This window comes from Stenotrophomonas sp. ZAC14D2_NAIMI4_7 (assembly GCF_003086675.1).
In the GTDB taxonomy this organism is placed as follows: Bacteria; Pseudomonadota; Gammaproteobacteria; order Xanthomonadales; family Xanthomonadaceae; genus Stenotrophomonas.
On the sequence record NZ_CP025995.1, the window covers coordinates 3,147,647 to 3,160,860 of the forward strand.

Consider the following 13,214-nt stretch of genomic DNA (forward strand, 5'->3'; position numbering starts at 1 on the left):
CGAGGTGTCTAGCGGAAATAGGTGCCTGGCGTACAGCCGAAGAGGGCGCGGAACGCGGCGATGAAGCTGGAGGATGATCCGTATCCCACCTCGTCCGCTATCACGCCTACCGGCGCACCTTCCGCAAGCAGTTCCAGCGCGTGCAGTAGTCGAAGTCGCGTGCGCCACTCCCCGAAGGACATCCCTGTTTCCTGCTGGAACAGTCGCTCGATGGTTCTTGGACTGGCCGCAGAAAGGATTGCGAAATCGTCCAAGGTGGAGGCATCGGTCAAGTCCTGGCGAAGGGCCGCCGCGATTCTCTTCAGACGAACGTCCTTCGGTTCGGGCAGGTTCACCGGTGCTCGCTGCATATCGATCAGGTGATCCAGAAGCACCTGGGCCAGACGGGAATCCCGGGAAGGCGAGATGTAATTCCACGGAAGCTCAGTGGCGGCTGCGATGAGCTCGCGGACCAGGCCGTCGACGTTAAGCACTGCGCAATCAGCCCAAGGGAGGAGCCCTACGGCGTCGGGATCAATGTAGAGCACACGAAGCTCTAGAGGCCGTTTTGCAACGAACGCATGCGCGGTTCCTGCATTGATCCAGATGGCGCGGGACGTAGGCAGCATCCAGTGCCCGCTGTCGGTGCTTACATGCATCACGCCCTGAACTGCATACATCAACTGGTGCCGGCGATGGCTGTGAAGCGGAAGGCCACCCACGGGCCAGCGTTCTGCGGCACCCACCACTGGTGCGGGTGCTGTGTCAGGGTCACCGCGCAGCATGGGCGGCTGCGCAATGGTGCGGAGCGTTCAGAGCGGCTCGGGCCATGGTCCTACCTCGTTCTCCAGCTTGCCGATGCCTGCAATCTCGATGGCGATCCGGTCCCCGCGCTTAAGGTATCTGGGCGGAGTGAATCCGAGGCCTACACCGTCCGGGGTACCGGTTGCGATGATGTCGCCGGGCTGGAGCGTGATGCCTTGTGAAATGGTGGCGATCAGTGTCGGGACATCAAAGATGAGGTCGGCCGTTGTCGCTCGCTGCCTCAGCTCGCCGTTTACCCAGCAACGTAGTTCCAAGCCGCGCCAATGCAGCTCGTCCACGGTAACGATGACTGGGCCCATGGGCGCGAACGTGTCGAATGACTTGCCCAAGTGCCATTGCTGGTGGCGCTTTTGCCAATCACGGGCTGTCACATCGTTGAGCGCGGTATAGCCCCATACGTGTTCCATGGCGTTCTCCGGAGAAATTGCCCGGCCTGGCTTCCCAATGACCACGGCCAGCTCGGCCTCGTAGTCCAGCGCATCACTGACCCCCGCTGCGTCCCAGATGGTCGCGCCGGGGCCGATAACGGTTTGCGGCGTCTTGGAAAAGACTATTGGGTGCTCAGGGATGCCATGCGTACTCGAACTGGAGTCAAATCCGCTTAGCGAGAACTCACGGGCATGTTCAGCATAGTTTTTCCCTACGCAGAAGAGATTCCGCTCTGGTCTGGGGATCGGAGCCAACCAGCGCAAGGTTGAGCCATGAAGCGCGTCGTCTATCCGATGGGCGTCAGACAGTCGTCCCTTTATCAGGTCAATCATGCATCGAACCGGGCGGCCGCAACGCCATGACAGGGGCACCACGTGCCCGCCATCGCCCAATGCTCCAACGCGTTGAGATCCTTCTGGTTCCAGATACGTCAGCAGCTTCAATGGCTTCTCCTGTAATGGGTTCAACGCCCCATGAACGAGGCTCAGATTCAGATAGACATCCTAACATCCTACCTTTATCCTGCGGCGATGCAACTGGTTCTCATTTGGGTGAAATGATGTCTACTTCTGCGAACGAGGCGGCCCAGCGAAGCCGCATTACCCACATGCTCGATGTGCAGAGCGTGGATCGCTCCAATCCTGCGTTTGTCAGCGTGACGCTCCGAGGCGCGCTGGCTGCTGGCGTGATACCTGATGGCCCCACAAGCTGGGTGAAGGTCTTTCCGCCCCACCTGGATTCTCGTACGGGAAGGGCTTACACGATTCGGCGCTTTGATGCAGCTCGAGATGAACTTGTGGTCGATATCATCAGCCGCCGCCAAGGGGGACTGCTGTCGGATTGGATTGCCCGCGACCTTCAAGCGGGAGCGCAGCTGGGCATCGCTGGCCCGAGGGAGTGCAAGGCCTTCAAGGGCAACGCGGACTGGTACCTGCTGCTGGGTGATGAAACCGCCTTGCCGGCGATCGCTTCAATGCTTGAGGCCGCACAGGGCCGGGACGTTGAGGCCATCGTGGAAGTCCCGTTCCCTGATTACACCTATGTCCGCTCTCCGCGACTGCGGTATCTGTTCCGTGGCAGGGAGGACAACGATAAGGAGTCCTACCTGATCCATGCCGTGGATACGATCGGCAATCGTCCTGGCAAAGGCGAGATCTGGATCGCAGGTGAGGCGGGGATGGTTAAGGCACTGCGTAATCATTGCCGACACATCTGGATCGGCCGAGGACACTCGATCACGGCAACCGGCTACTGGAAGATGGGCGAGCAGGACTACCGCGACGACGAAGCCTTCGGCTAAGGCCAGCCCTCAGGCCGGGGTCAACTCCTGGTTCATCCACGCGATGGACGAGGCGGTGATCGCGCGGGCTGCAGCGACGGCTCTTGCCTCATCACCCGCCTCGATCGCCGCCATCAGTTCGTGATGGTGGTCGAAGCCCGGATCGAGGCCTTCGGCGGCAGTGAACTGAAATTCCCCCTTCAGTCGCTCCTCGGTACTGAAGAAGAAGAACCGGAACAACTCTTCAAGCGCAGCATTGTGCGACGCTTTGGCGATGGCCAGATGGAACTTGGCGTCCGCATCGAAGAACTTCTCTTCACTGGCATGATCAGCGCGTTCACCGCGTTGCTTGAGGCACCGCTTGATCTCGCGTAGATCCTGGGACGTACGGCGGTTGGCCGCAAAGCGAGCGACCTCCGATTCCAGCAGCGCCCGCAGCTCCAAGTGATCACGCCAATCTGCGGATTGCAGCACGCGCAGCGTATAGTCTTGGTCGCGCCGGCTGCGCACATAGGTTCCATCGCCCTGACGGACCTCAAGCATGCCCTTGTGGGCCAGCACTCTGATCGCCTCACGTACGGTGTTCCGGCCGACGCCCAGTTGTTCGGAAAGCTCGGTTTCCCGGGGCAATCGGCTGCCGACACCCCAGCGCCCGTCCTCAATCGCCTTGGTCAGCTCGGCCAAAGTCGAATCGACCAGCGAAACACGTGCAACGGGGGCGGGCATGACCGGGGATAGCTCTGTGATGGAGTTAAGTCATCCTATCATGGGACGTCCGTGCCTCTTGGGCTACCCGCCTGGCTACGGGGTACGGAAGTAGCGTGCCGGCGTGACACCAAACATCGCCCGGAAGGCCGCCACGAAGCTGGACGCGGACTCATAGCCGACATCCATCGCGACCGTTTTTACGCTCTCGCCGTAAGCCAATGCTTCGACGGCCATGATCAAACGCTGGCGTTGGCGCCACGCGCCGAAGGTCATGTTCGCCTCAGTCGCGAAGAGTCGCTCAATCGTGCGCTTGCTCGAGCCGGCGCGTTGGGCGAGCACGTCCAGGGGCTCTCTGTTCGACGGATCATCGGAGAGCATCTGCACCACCTTCAGGGCTCGCTTGTCCGACGGTAGCGGCAGGTCCGAGGGAGCCTGGTCCAGCAGTTCCAACTGATCCATCAACACTGCTGCCAAACGCGACTCGGTCGACCCTTCCTGATAGTCCCACGCGCTCCGGGTGCACGCCAGGAACAGCTCTCGCACCAACGGAGACATACCAACAACCCGCACTTTGGACTCCAATGCCATCGGATAGGCATCGGCCCGCGCATAGAGAACGCCTACCTCAGCCGGACGTTTCACCATCAAGGAGTGCTCCGTCCCTGCCTCGATGAGAACCGCGCGTGCCGGCGGCACGACCCATTGCCCTACAGCAGTGGAGAGGTGCAGCACGCCTGTGAATGAGCTGATCAGCTGATGCCGTCGATGCTGGTGCGGCTCGGTGCTGCCGGGCTGCCATTTATCAAGGCGACCCACCAAGGGAGCGACTGCATCGTCGGGATCTTCCTCTCGTTGGCACGAAATCAACATAAATGGCCATACTATCGACACACGCGTCGTCGGCACCTTTTTACCATGGAAGCCTGCCACTCGTAGTGAGTGGCCCCCTGACAACGCGAGACACCATCATGACCTCCAATACTCTGACCCAGCGTCAGGGCGGTGGTGCCTTCGTCGCTGCGGACGCTCGTGTCCCCGGCGGCAAGCGCGCCACTCGCCTCGCCTTCTTCATCGCCGGTCTTGCCCTTTCTTCCTGGGCTCCGCTGGTTCCCTACGCAGCCAAGCGGCTGAACGCAGATTCGGCCACGCTCGGCAGCATCCTGCTGTGCCTGGGGCTGGGTGCCGTCATCGGCATGCCGGCAGCAAGTGCCTTTGCAACCCGTGTGGGTACCCGGGCCGTGATCATCTTCGGCGCCATCAGCCTGATCATCACCTTGCCGCTGTTGGCCTTCGTGTCCACCCCGGTCCTTCTGGGTGCCACCCTGCTGTGGTTCGGGTGCGCCATCGGCGCTACCGACGTTGCAGCCAATATGCATGGCACCGAGGTTGAACACGCGGCCAAAGCGCCGCTGATGTCCGGCTTCCACGGCATGTACAGCGTGGGCGGACTGGTCGGCGCCTCCGGCGTGACGGCACTGATCGCTGCCGGCATGAACGTGGTCGGTGCAGCTGCCGTTGCCTCGCTGGTGATTGCGGTCAGCATCGCAGCAGCGGTCTCCGGTTTCTTCAAGAACAAGCCGGTCGAAGATCATCCGCTGTTCGTCGTTCCGCGTGGCATGGTGCTCGTCATCGGCCTGCTGGCCGCCCTGACGTTCCTGGCCGAGGGCGCGATGCTCGACTGGGGTGCCTTGCTGCTGACCCAGGTCAAGCACGTCCAGGTTGCCATCTCCGGTGCGGGCTACTCGGTGTTCGCCACGGCCATGCTGCTGTCGCGTTTGATCGGTGATCTGCTGGTTCGTCGCTACGGCGAACGTCCCATGCTGGTTGGCGGTACCGTGCTGACCGGTGTGGGCCTGATGATCGTCGCGCTGGCGCCGTCGGTGCCGGTCGTGTTTGCAGGCATCACTCTGGCCGGCCTGTCAGTAGGTAATCTGGTGCCGGTTCTGTTCTCACTCGCCGGCCGCCAGAAGATCATGGCGCCGTCCCACGCCATTGCTGCTGCCAGCATCCTGGGGTACCTGGGCGTACTGCTCGGTCCGGCCTTGATCGGCTACGCCGCGCACTTCATCGGTCTGCAGAACTCGTTCACCACCTTGGCAGTTGTGGTTCTGGTGGCGACGCTGGTAATGCCGTTCGTCGCTCCCAAGCGCGCTGCACGGTAAGCAATTTTTGGGGAGCCCGGTCAGGGACGATCGGGCAGCCGACCTGCCCGCCGGCGCTCCAGGTCTACGCGGTCTGCGCCTCCTCGTGCAGCCATGCTCGGAAGCTGACGACCTTCGGCAGCGAAGCGGACTCTGGGCGGTACACGATGTAATACGCCAGCGCTGCGGCGACGGTCAGTTGCGGGAAAAGGCGCACCAGTCGCCCGCTTGCCACATCCTCCCGAGCCATCACGCTGCGCGCCAAGGCGATTCCATGCCCCTCGGTCGCCGATTGCAGAACTGCTGCCGAGTTATTGACCTGCATCCCCCGGGCGGCATCCACGTTGTCCGCGCCGACCCGGTGCAGCCACTCTGCCCACGTCATGAAGCCGGTATGACTGTCGACCGACAAGTCATGGATCAACGGTTGGCCTTGCAACTCATCGGGACGTTCCAGTGGACCGTGAGCCTGCAGCCAGTTCGGCGAGCAGACGGGAAAAATCTCCTCATCCATCAGCTTCTCCGCGGCCAGCCCTGGCCACCGGCCACGCCCATAGCGCACGCCGATATCGATCCCATCCTGCTCGAAATCCACGAGATTCAGTCCCGTGTGCAGGCGTACGTCCGTGTCTACGCACTCGCACTGGAAGCGCTCCAGTCTGGGCAGGAGCCATTTGGAAGCAAACGCGGGACTGGTAGTGACCGTCAGCAGGCCGCCACGTGCGCTTTGCTGCAAGCGCGACAACCCCAGGGTCAACCTGTCCAATCCAGCCCGGATGTCAGGCAAAGCGCGCTCGGTGGCATCCGTTGGGGTCAACCGGCGCGCGCCTGTTTTCTCGCGCAGGAACAATGGGACTCCCAAACTCTCCTCCAGAGATCGGACAAGCTGCCCTATCGCGGCCGGGGTGACGTGCAGTTCTTCAGCTGCGGCGCTGAAGCTTTGGTGTCTGGCCGTGGCCTCCACAGCGCGCATGGCCGTGTAGTTGAGATGGGCTTTCATTGTCGGGATAGTTTTTCTTTGCGTGTACCGAAGAATAAAGCATTTGTCCGGGTCTGCCAGTGAGCGGAGGATGCGCCTCAACGGGCCACGCGCCCCTGGCTCAGGAAGTCAGATGAATTCCCCTCGAGTTACCCCATGGCAGGACGGCGACAGCGCTCCACCCTCCTTGCTCGGCAATATGCGGGCGCGCCGCCCCCGCGGCGAGCTGATCGGCATCGACCGCGTGTTGCTGCGCAGTGTTTCGCTGGCTGAAGGCTGGAACGAGCTGCTCGGCCGGGTCCGTGCGGAGTTCAGTCTGGCGTTGGAGTACCGGGAACTGATCATGCTGCGAGTGGCGGTTCTCAATGGCGCGACCTTCGAATGGGACGTGCACTTTCCGGCCTACCTGCAGGCAGGCGGCACCCGGGAAAAAGCCGACGCTCTTCTTCAGCCTCATCCCCCTGGGCTCTCGTCGTTGGAGCAACTACTGATCGAACTGACCGACCAGTCCACTCAGCGGGTCGACGTCGATGGGCATTTGATCGACGCCCTGAAACTTGGTCTGGGCGAGGAGCAGACCGTTGAAGCCGTCGCAACCGTGGCTGCCTACAACATGGTGTCCCGTTTCCTGGTGGCACTTGGCATCCGCTGACTCTACATAGCGATTCGCGTAGCGAGCTGGGCCTGCAGGGATGTCAGGCAGCAATCCCCCTTTTTTTCACCGCGAAAGCGGCACTAAACGAGACCACTCAAATGAATGACATCTTCAAGGGCAACAAGGTTCTGGTTGTCGGCGGCACCAGCGGCATGGGCCTGGCCTCGGCACGCAAAGTGCTCGAGGGCGGCGGTCGTGCCGTCATCGTTGGCCACAATGCCGAAAAAACCGAGGCAGCACGGGCGGAACTGGCAGAGCTCGGGCCGGTCAGCGCGTTGACCGCCGACCTGACCACATCCACTGGCCTGCATGACCTTGTCGCCGATATCGCCAACTCCCATTCGGACGTGGATCTGCTGGTCAATGCGGCTGGCGTCTTCTTTCCCAAGCCCTTCCTCGAGCACAGCGAGGCCGACTACGACCAGTACATGCAGCTGAACAAGGCACTGTTCTTCATCAGCCAGAAGGTGGCGGCTAACATGATCGCAGGCCAGCGCCACGGCTCGATCGTCAACATCGGCTCGATGTGGGCCCACCAGGCTGTGGCAGCCACCCCGTCGTCGGCCTATTCGATGGCCAAGGCCGCGTTGCATTCGCTCACGCAGAACATGGCGATGGAACTCGCCTCGAACGGTATCCGCGTCAATGCCGTTGCACCGGCAGTTGTGCAGACCCCGATCTATGAAGGCTTCATTCCCAAGGATCAGGTCCACGGCGCACTGCAGGGCTTCAACAGCTTCCACCCGATCGGTCGGGTTGGTACGCCGGAAGATGTCGCCGAGACGGTCGCTTTCCTGCTCTCCGAGAAGGCAGCTTGGGTAACTGGCGCGATCTGGGACGTCGATGGCGGCGTGATGGCCGGCCGCAACTGACCCTGCACAAAATTACTGCCCTGCGCGATTGTCGCAGGGCAGTGGCACGTGAAGACTTGAGGTAAAGAACATGATGAACGATTGGAACGGTTACCGCGAGGCACTGCTTGAAAAAGTGGGTGCATTTGGCAAGAGCAGCCCGGATGTACTGCGAGGTCTGAGCACCATCGACAACGCGGCGATGAAGACCGGGCACTTGGAGCCGAAGATCCATGAGCTGATTGCGCTGGCAGTGGCGGTCACTACGCGCTGCGACGGCTGCATTTCCGTGCACACCAAGAAGGCCGTGGAGAACGGTGCCTCCCTTGAAGAGATTAGTGAAGCGCTTGGCGTGGCCATTGCCCTGAATGCAGGAGCTGCGCTGACCTATTCTGCGCGTGTGCTGGAAGCACGCGAGCAGCTGCTGGCCGGTTGATTCGACCATGACCGTGGCCGTGCCAACGCGAATCAACGCCGACTTCAGCCGCCCGACCTGGGTGCTACCCGAGGATCAGGAGTGGGTGGCATCGCCCCAGGCCGGGGTGCAAAGGGTGCTCCTGGATCGTGTCGGTCGCGAAAAGGCACGGGCGACCAGCTTGGTGCGTTATGCGCCTGGCTCATCCTTCCCCGAGCACCGGCATCCAGGTGGCGAGGAGATACTTGTCCTGTCCGGAACTTTCACTGCCGAGGGTCGGGATCACGGGCAATGGAGCTATCTGCGCAATCCGCCCGGATCCAGGCACGCGCCCTCCAGTGAAACGGGGTGCACCCTCTTCGTGAAGCTGTGGCAGATGCCTTCCGATGAGAGTGCGACGGTAGCGTTCAATGCGGCCCACTCTTCGCTATGGGAAGGGGATGCAAGACGCAGAATTTGCCCCCTGTTCGAGTGTGTAGGTGAGCGCGTGCGCCTGCTGCGGCTATCACCCGGCGAGTTAATCTTCGACAGAGTTCCGGCAAACGCAGAGGTGCTGGTTCTGGAAGGGAGCCTTGTCGGCATCGCGTCCCGCAAGGTCTATCACTTCGGGGCTCGGGCCTGGATACGCTGCACCGGTGAGGGTAGCCGCAACCTGCTCGGGTCGCTCTACGCGGAACAGCACGGTGCACTTGTCTATCTGAAGACCGGGTATGCAGTGGGAGCAGGACTTGAATCCGAGGATCCCTCATGGACGCAGTAAGGACGCTCATCATCGGCGGCGGCCTCGCTGGTCTCTATACCGCACGTCTCTTGGAACATGAGGGAGACAGCGACTATGTTCTTCTAGAAGCAAGGGCAACATTCGGTGGCCGCATTCTGTCGGCAACACCTGACCCGGAGCAACCGCTGCGCCGATTGGACTTGGGCGCCACGTGGTACTGGCCAAGCTTGCAGCCTGAGCTGGATCTATTGATCAGAGAACTGGGCCTCCCCAGCTTTGAGCAGGGCAGCGAGGGCGATGCCGTGTTTGAGCGCAGCCCACTGTTGCAACCCTCGCGTATGCCGGGTTGGGGGGCAGCGCCTCCAGCGCGTCGTTTGCTAGGTGGAATGGCGACCTTGGTGGACCGGCTTCACGCCCAGCTCGACGCGACCCGGCTTCTTTCCGCTACGGCGGTTACATCGCTGCGTAGTGAGACCGGCGGCGTTGTGGTAGAAGCCGAGACCGCTGATGGAGGGCCTCTAAGTTTTCTGGCGCAACGCGTCGTCTTGGCGCTGCCCCCACGGCTGGCGGTCAGCGCCATGGCCTTTGATCCGCCACTGCCAGACAGCCTTGCTCAGACGTGGGCATCCATGGCCACGCATATGGCGCCGCACGCCAAGTACATTGCCGCCTATCCATCAGCGTTCTGGAAAGAGCAGGGGTTGTCCGGTAGTGCTCATAGCGCTAGCGGCCCCTTGGGCGAGATCCACGATGCGAGCCAGCCCGGATTGCCCGCGCTATTCGGATTTTTACTCACCCAAGCCGGTCAGCGCCGGATGATTCCCAAGGAAAGCCTGCTCGCCCAATGCCGAGCGCAGATGGGGCGCCTGTTTGGGCGCAATGCATTGAAACCAACCTTTGAGGACATCTTGGACTGGGCTGATCAGCCCTACACGGCAACGAGTGAATGCGGGAGCGGGCAAATGTCCAACGTCGTGGCACTCGTACCTGGGGTCAGAACGGGAGCTTGGGGCGGCAGGATTGCGGGGGCGGGAAGTGAGTGGTCACCCAGCCACCCAGGTTATGTCGCCGGCGCACTTGCGGCGCCAGCAAAAGCACTGCGCTGGCTGGAGCGCAATGCGGCTGTTGGCCACTCACTGCTCTAGACAGTAAGACTCACTCAAACAGAGTGACCGTAAGCTGGGACCTGAACCTGGCGAACGCCGGGTTATTGGAGGCGGCCTGCTACTGGTAGCACCCTCGACTTTGGCAAGGATGTCCGCTTCTGGCCGATAGCGGACATTGGAAATACCTAACTGGCTGGGCAGGTGCTGAAGTCCGCTTCAGGCCCATGGCAGAAAGATGCGCCAATGCCGTAAAGAAATTGCACGGGTCTCCAAGCCCGGCGCCGGACCCGTTATACGCCGGCCTGTTACCGTGCCTCACTTTCCTTAAGACTGAGCGGTATCACGTAGAAAGCTGCTACTTGTTGCTGTCGGGGTAATTCACTGTCATTCGCCTACGGTGCTGCTGCGGAGCCCATAGCTACATCAATGCGCACCCGCGCCCCTTGGGGCGTCGAACCTGCGGCTGCGTGCGCCGTATGCGGAGAAGCTTGGATATCTGGATGAGGCGCTGGGGAATGCCTTGAAGCGCTGACCGCGGCAGATCGGCGGCGCGAAGCTTGTCTGTACACACCGGGCTGTCCTTGCCTTGACAGGCCCTTGGCGCACGCCGTGGATACTTCGGCCGTCGCCACCCTGCAGGAGCTTCCAGCCATGAGTGCCCGGTTACATGCAGCGCCAAAAGTCGTCCGTCTGGAGGCTCTGCCGCTGGCTTGCGGCGAGTCTGCGGTGGTGGTTGAACTGGACAGCGTGCCGGGGCGCGGCTGGGCCAAGGCGCTGAAGCGGGTACTGGCGGATACGGAAGGTCTCGAGTCCACGCAGCTCCGTTGTGATGGCCGCTTCGCATACTTCATCGGTGTGGAGCTGGACGAGCGTGGCACGGCGCACCGCATCAACCAAGCCCTGGCGGCCGCCAGCGAGCGGACAGGGCCCGGCACGCCTACGACCACGCCTGCCGCTGCCATGCCCGCTGCGGCCTTGGCCGCTCCGCAGGCCTGAGTTGGCGTCCGTTAGCGTATGCCCAGCAATCTTGGCCCGATGCACTGAGGTAGGGAGAAGCCTGACGCTTAGTGGTCGCCGTAGCGCGTCGCCCACGGGATCTCGCCGCTGTGCAGGCAGAGGTGACCGGTGCGCATCAAGCAGTGCAGGCGGGCATTTGGATCCGCGCTCGTGGCTATGTAGTCCAGCGCGTCCGCCAGCATGCAGGTGAACTGATGCTCAGGATAAGACGCGGCCCAGGCAGGCAGCATCTCTTCCAGCTGTGCAATCATCATGTCGACCTCAAGACGCGTGCTCATCACCTTCCTCCTTCTGGCAAGGTAAAGACGGCGATGCAATGGAGGGGTCGCAGGCCGCGCAGGCAATGCATGCATGGCGCCTATGCGACTTTCACAAAGAGTTGACTGTGATTTTTGGGAGGCGCCCTGTGCGCGTCTCGTGCACGTGCGGGTGACCCCAAGTTCACTTCTGTGGGGGTATCACGAGGTTCCCCAGCGGCGCCTGAAAGGACCTTGACCATGACCGACCCCTCACCACGTGCCAGCCTGTGGTCGCGTGATGCCCCGGCCGGCAGCTTCCGTCCCCTCGCCGACGCGGCTCGGGCTGACGTGCTGGTGATTGGCGGCGGGATGACCGGACTTCTGACCGCGGCCCGCTTGGCCGATTCCGGCTTGGACGTGGTGGTGGTCGACGCAGGCCCGATAGGCGGACGCAACACAGCAATGTCCACAGGTAATCTGTACGCGCCTGTCTCCCGCATGGCCGATCTCGTCGCACGCTGGGGTGGTGATACCGCCAGCCGTATTGTGCAGTGGCGGCAGCAGGCGCTGCGTTCCATCGAAACGCTCGTGCACCGTTATGATCTGCGGTGCGGGTTTGAGCGCGTCGCAATGCAGTACGGCATGCAGGAACGGACACGCGAAGTAACGCATCAATTCGAGCAGGAGCTGCAGGCCTACCAGAGGGCTGGACTGCGCTGCGACCATCGGCAGTCAGGGTTGCCATTCGCACTCGGCCACGCATTCCGCATTGCTGATCAGGCCCAGCTGGACCCAGCTGCCTTCTGCAGGGAACTTGCTCAGCATCTGGTGGGCCGCGTACGCATTCACGACCGTACACAGGTGATCGATCTCGACGCATCGTCCGGCATCGCCATGACCCTTGATGGTGCCATCCATGCCAAACACTTCGTCCTGGCCACCCATTCGCCTCCCGGTTTCAACCTGGTGCAGGCCGAGATGGAGGTGTACCGCGAGTACGGTGTAGCGGTGCCGGTCTCCAACCCTCCGGAGGCCGGCATCCATTGGGTCGCCGATCGGCGCCGTTCTCTTCGAGGGGTACACAGCACTGACGGCAGCGGTTGGCTGGTGCTGGTAGGCGAGAAGCACCGCACCGGCGAAACGCCTGCTACGGACCCGGCTGAGCGTCTGATCGCCGACGCGCGCCGCAACTTTTCGGTCGTGGGCGAGCCGCTGTGTTGGTCTGCCCAGCAATTCCGGGCAGCCGATCAGCTGCCCTACATCGGCAGCAGCGCCCACGACAACGTGTGGGTTGCTACGGGCTACGGAGCGGACGGGTTGACGTGGGCGGGCGTTGCCGCGCGTGCCATTGCCCAAGGCATCACTGGCACGACCAGTGAGATCGAGCAGCTGCTCAGTCCCATGCGATTCACGCCGATGCGATCTGCTGCGGGCTGGGCCCGCACCAATGCCACGGTTGTACGGCACATGGTCGGCGATCGGCTGGGGTCTGCGCCGCCGAATCCTGCAAGCGAGCTGGGCCGCGGCTGCGGAGCGCTGCTTGACATAGACGGCAAGAGAACCGCGGTCTACCGCGATGAAAGCGGGCTACTACACGCGATGTCACCTGTGTGTCCCCACCTCAAATGCATCGTGCAGTGGAACGGCCATGAGCGCAGCTGGGACTGCCCTTGTCATGGCAGCCGCTTTTCTGCCACGGGCGCGCTGCTCGAAGGACCAGCCAGGCAGGGCCTCAAGCGAGAACAACTGTGAAAGCATGAAGCCGCGCTGACGCGCACCCGCTTTGCGCAAAGAACGTTGAGTGGTTCGACAGAAACGAAACGGGCGGGCCTTGGCCCACCCGCTCGTCTATCCGATTGGCATGATCGAC

At 62.2% G+C, this 13,214-nt stretch carries 15 protein-coding genes; 9 read left to right on the top strand and 6 right to left on the bottom strand.

Translation table 11 applies throughout. The features are described from left to right. Positions 1-8: 8 nt before the first annotated feature. Together C1922_RS14515 and C1922_RS14520 are read right to left on the bottom strand one after the other, a co-directional pair. The gene (locus tag C1922_RS14515; protein WP_108750395.1) at positions 9-764 is read right to left on the bottom strand and encodes a helix-turn-helix transcriptional regulator; all 756 of its coding nucleotides are present in this window, start codon (positions 762-764) and stop codon (positions 9-11) included. Between the two features lie 27 nt (positions 765-791). Beyond that, the gene (locus tag C1922_RS14520) at positions 792-1,565 is read right to left on the bottom strand and encodes a fumarylacetoacetate hydrolase family protein (protein ID WP_108750396.1); all 774 of its coding nucleotides are present in this window, start codon (positions 1,563-1,565) and stop codon (positions 792-794) included. Between the two features lie 275 nt (positions 1,566-1,840). Here C1922_RS14520 and C1922_RS14525 point away from each other — a divergent pair, with 275 nt between their 5' ends. Continuing rightward, complete coding sequence (locus tag C1922_RS14525) at positions 1,841-2,533, top strand: siderophore-interacting protein (protein ID WP_159091987.1); 693 nt, start codon at positions 1,841-1,843, stop codon at positions 2,531-2,533. Between the two features lie 9 nt (positions 2,534-2,542). Here the strand turns inward: C1922_RS14525 and C1922_RS14530 are convergent, their stop codons facing one another. Both C1922_RS14530 and C1922_RS14535 read right to left on the bottom strand, forming a co-directional pair. Next, positions 2,543-3,238: a FadR/GntR family transcriptional regulator gene (locus C1922_RS14530; RefSeq protein ID WP_108750398.1), complete on the bottom strand. Its 696-nt coding sequence runs from the start codon at positions 3,236-3,238 to the stop codon at positions 2,543-2,545. 75 nt (positions 3,239-3,313) lie between these two features. Then, on the bottom strand, positions 3,314-4,036 hold the full coding sequence (locus C1922_RS14535) for a helix-turn-helix transcriptional regulator (protein WP_159091988.1): 723 nt from the start codon (positions 4,034-4,036) through the stop codon (positions 3,314-3,316). 152 nt (positions 4,037-4,188) lie between these two features. Here C1922_RS14535 and C1922_RS14540 point away from each other — a divergent pair, with 152 nt between their 5' ends. After that, on the top strand, positions 4,189-5,382 hold the full coding sequence (locus C1922_RS14540) for an MFS transporter (RefSeq protein ID WP_159091990.1): 1,194 nt from the start codon (positions 4,189-4,191) through the stop codon (positions 5,380-5,382). A 64-nt stretch (positions 5,383-5,446) separates the two neighbouring features. On the opposite strand, the gene gcvA is transcribed toward C1922_RS14540, so the two are convergent. Further along, complete coding sequence (gene gcvA, locus C1922_RS14545) at positions 5,447-6,361, bottom strand: transcriptional regulator GcvA (RefSeq protein WP_108750401.1); 915 nt, start codon at positions 6,359-6,361, stop codon at positions 5,447-5,449. A gap of 112 nt (positions 6,362-6,473) precedes the next feature. Between gcvA and C1922_RS14550 the strand changes: the two genes are divergently transcribed. The 6 genes from C1922_RS14550 to C1922_RS14575 all read left to right on the top strand — a co-directional run bounded on the left by C1922_RS14550 (position 6,474) and on the right by C1922_RS14575 (position 11,084). Then, positions 6,474-6,992, top strand: a complete 519-nt coding sequence (locus tag C1922_RS14550) for a carboxymuconolactone decarboxylase family protein (protein ID WP_108750402.1) — start codon at positions 6,474-6,476, stop codon at positions 6,990-6,992. A gap of 101 nt (positions 6,993-7,093) precedes the next feature. Continuing rightward, a complete protein-coding gene (locus tag C1922_RS14555; protein ID WP_108750403.1) occupies positions 7,094-7,867 on the top strand; it encodes an SDR family oxidoreductase in 774 nt (257 codons plus the stop codon). A gap of 73 nt (positions 7,868-7,940) precedes the next feature. Further along, positions 7,941-8,282, top strand: a complete 342-nt coding sequence (locus C1922_RS14560) for a carboxymuconolactone decarboxylase family protein (protein ID WP_199912188.1) — start codon at positions 7,941-7,943, stop codon at positions 8,280-8,282. Between the two features lie 7 nt (positions 8,283-8,289). Then, complete coding sequence (locus C1922_RS14565; RefSeq protein ID WP_108750405.1) at positions 8,290-9,021, top strand: cupin domain-containing protein; 732 nt, start codon at positions 8,290-8,292, stop codon at positions 9,019-9,021. Beyond that, positions 9,009-10,127: an FAD-dependent oxidoreductase gene (locus tag C1922_RS14570; protein ID WP_108750406.1), complete on the top strand. Its 1,119-nt coding sequence runs from the start codon at positions 9,009-9,011 to the stop codon at positions 10,125-10,127. Before C1922_RS14565 ends, C1922_RS14570 begins: the two co-directional genes overlap by 13 nt. A 570-nt stretch (positions 10,128-10,697) precedes the next feature. After that, a complete protein-coding gene (locus tag C1922_RS14575; RefSeq protein WP_159091992.1) occupies positions 10,698-11,084 on the top strand; it encodes a hypothetical protein in 387 nt (128 codons plus the stop codon). 68 nt (positions 11,085-11,152) lie between these two features. Here C1922_RS14575 and C1922_RS14580 read toward each other — a convergent pair whose 3' ends face one another. After that, positions 11,153-11,383, bottom strand: a complete 231-nt coding sequence (locus tag C1922_RS14580; RefSeq protein ID WP_108750408.1) for a hypothetical protein — start codon at positions 11,381-11,383, stop codon at positions 11,153-11,155. 219 nt (positions 11,384-11,602) lie between these two features. Between C1922_RS14580 and C1922_RS14585 the strand changes: the two genes are divergently transcribed. Next, on the top strand, positions 11,603-13,096 hold the full coding sequence (locus C1922_RS14585; RefSeq protein WP_108750409.1) for an FAD-dependent oxidoreductase: 1,494 nt from the start codon (positions 11,603-11,605) through the stop codon (positions 13,094-13,096). The last annotated feature ends 118 nt before the right edge of the window (positions 13,097-13,214 follow it).

Coding starts and splice junctions, on each gene's coding strand:
- C1922_RS14515 (WP_108750395.1), bottom strand. CDS start 764: ATGCTGCGCGGTGACCCTGACACAGCACCCGCACCAGTGGTGGGTGCC.
- C1922_RS14520 (WP_108750396.1), bottom strand. CDS start 1,565: ATGATTGACCTGATAAAGGGACGACTGTCTGACGCCCATCGGATAGAC.
- C1922_RS14525 (WP_159091987.1), top strand. CDS start 1,841: ATGCTCGATGTGCAGAGCGTGGATCGCTCCAATCCTGCGTTTGTCAGC.
- C1922_RS14530 (WP_108750398.1), bottom strand. CDS start 3,238: ATGCCCGCCCCCGTTGCACGTGTTTCGCTGGTCGATTCGACTTTGGCC.
- C1922_RS14540 (WP_159091990.1), top strand. CDS start 4,189: ATGACCTCCAATACTCTGACCCAGCGTCAGGGCGGTGGTGCCTTCGTC.
- gcvA (WP_108750401.1), bottom strand. CDS start 6,361: ATGAAAGCCCATCTCAACTACACGGCCATGCGCGCTGTGGAGGCCACG.
- C1922_RS14550 (WP_108750402.1), top strand. CDS start 6,474: ATGAATTCCCCTCGAGTTACCCCATGGCAGGACGGCGACAGCGCTCCA.
- C1922_RS14555 (WP_108750403.1), top strand. CDS start 7,094: ATGAATGACATCTTCAAGGGCAACAAGGTTCTGGTTGTCGGCGGCACC.
- C1922_RS14560 (WP_199912188.1), top strand. CDS start 7,941: ATGAACGATTGGAACGGTTACCGCGAGGCACTGCTTGAAAAAGTGGGT.
- C1922_RS14565 (WP_108750405.1), top strand. CDS start 8,290: ATGACCGTGGCCGTGCCAACGCGAATCAACGCCGACTTCAGCCGCCCG.
- C1922_RS14570 (WP_108750406.1), top strand. CDS start 9,009: ATGGACGCAGTAAGGACGCTCATCATCGGCGGCGGCCTCGCTGGTCTC.
- C1922_RS14580 (WP_108750408.1), bottom strand. CDS start 11,383: ATGAGCACGCGTCTTGAGGTCGACATGATGATTGCACAGCTGGAAGAG.
- C1922_RS14585 (WP_108750409.1), top strand. CDS start 11,603: ATGACCGACCCCTCACCACGTGCCAGCCTGTGGTCGCGTGATGCCCCG.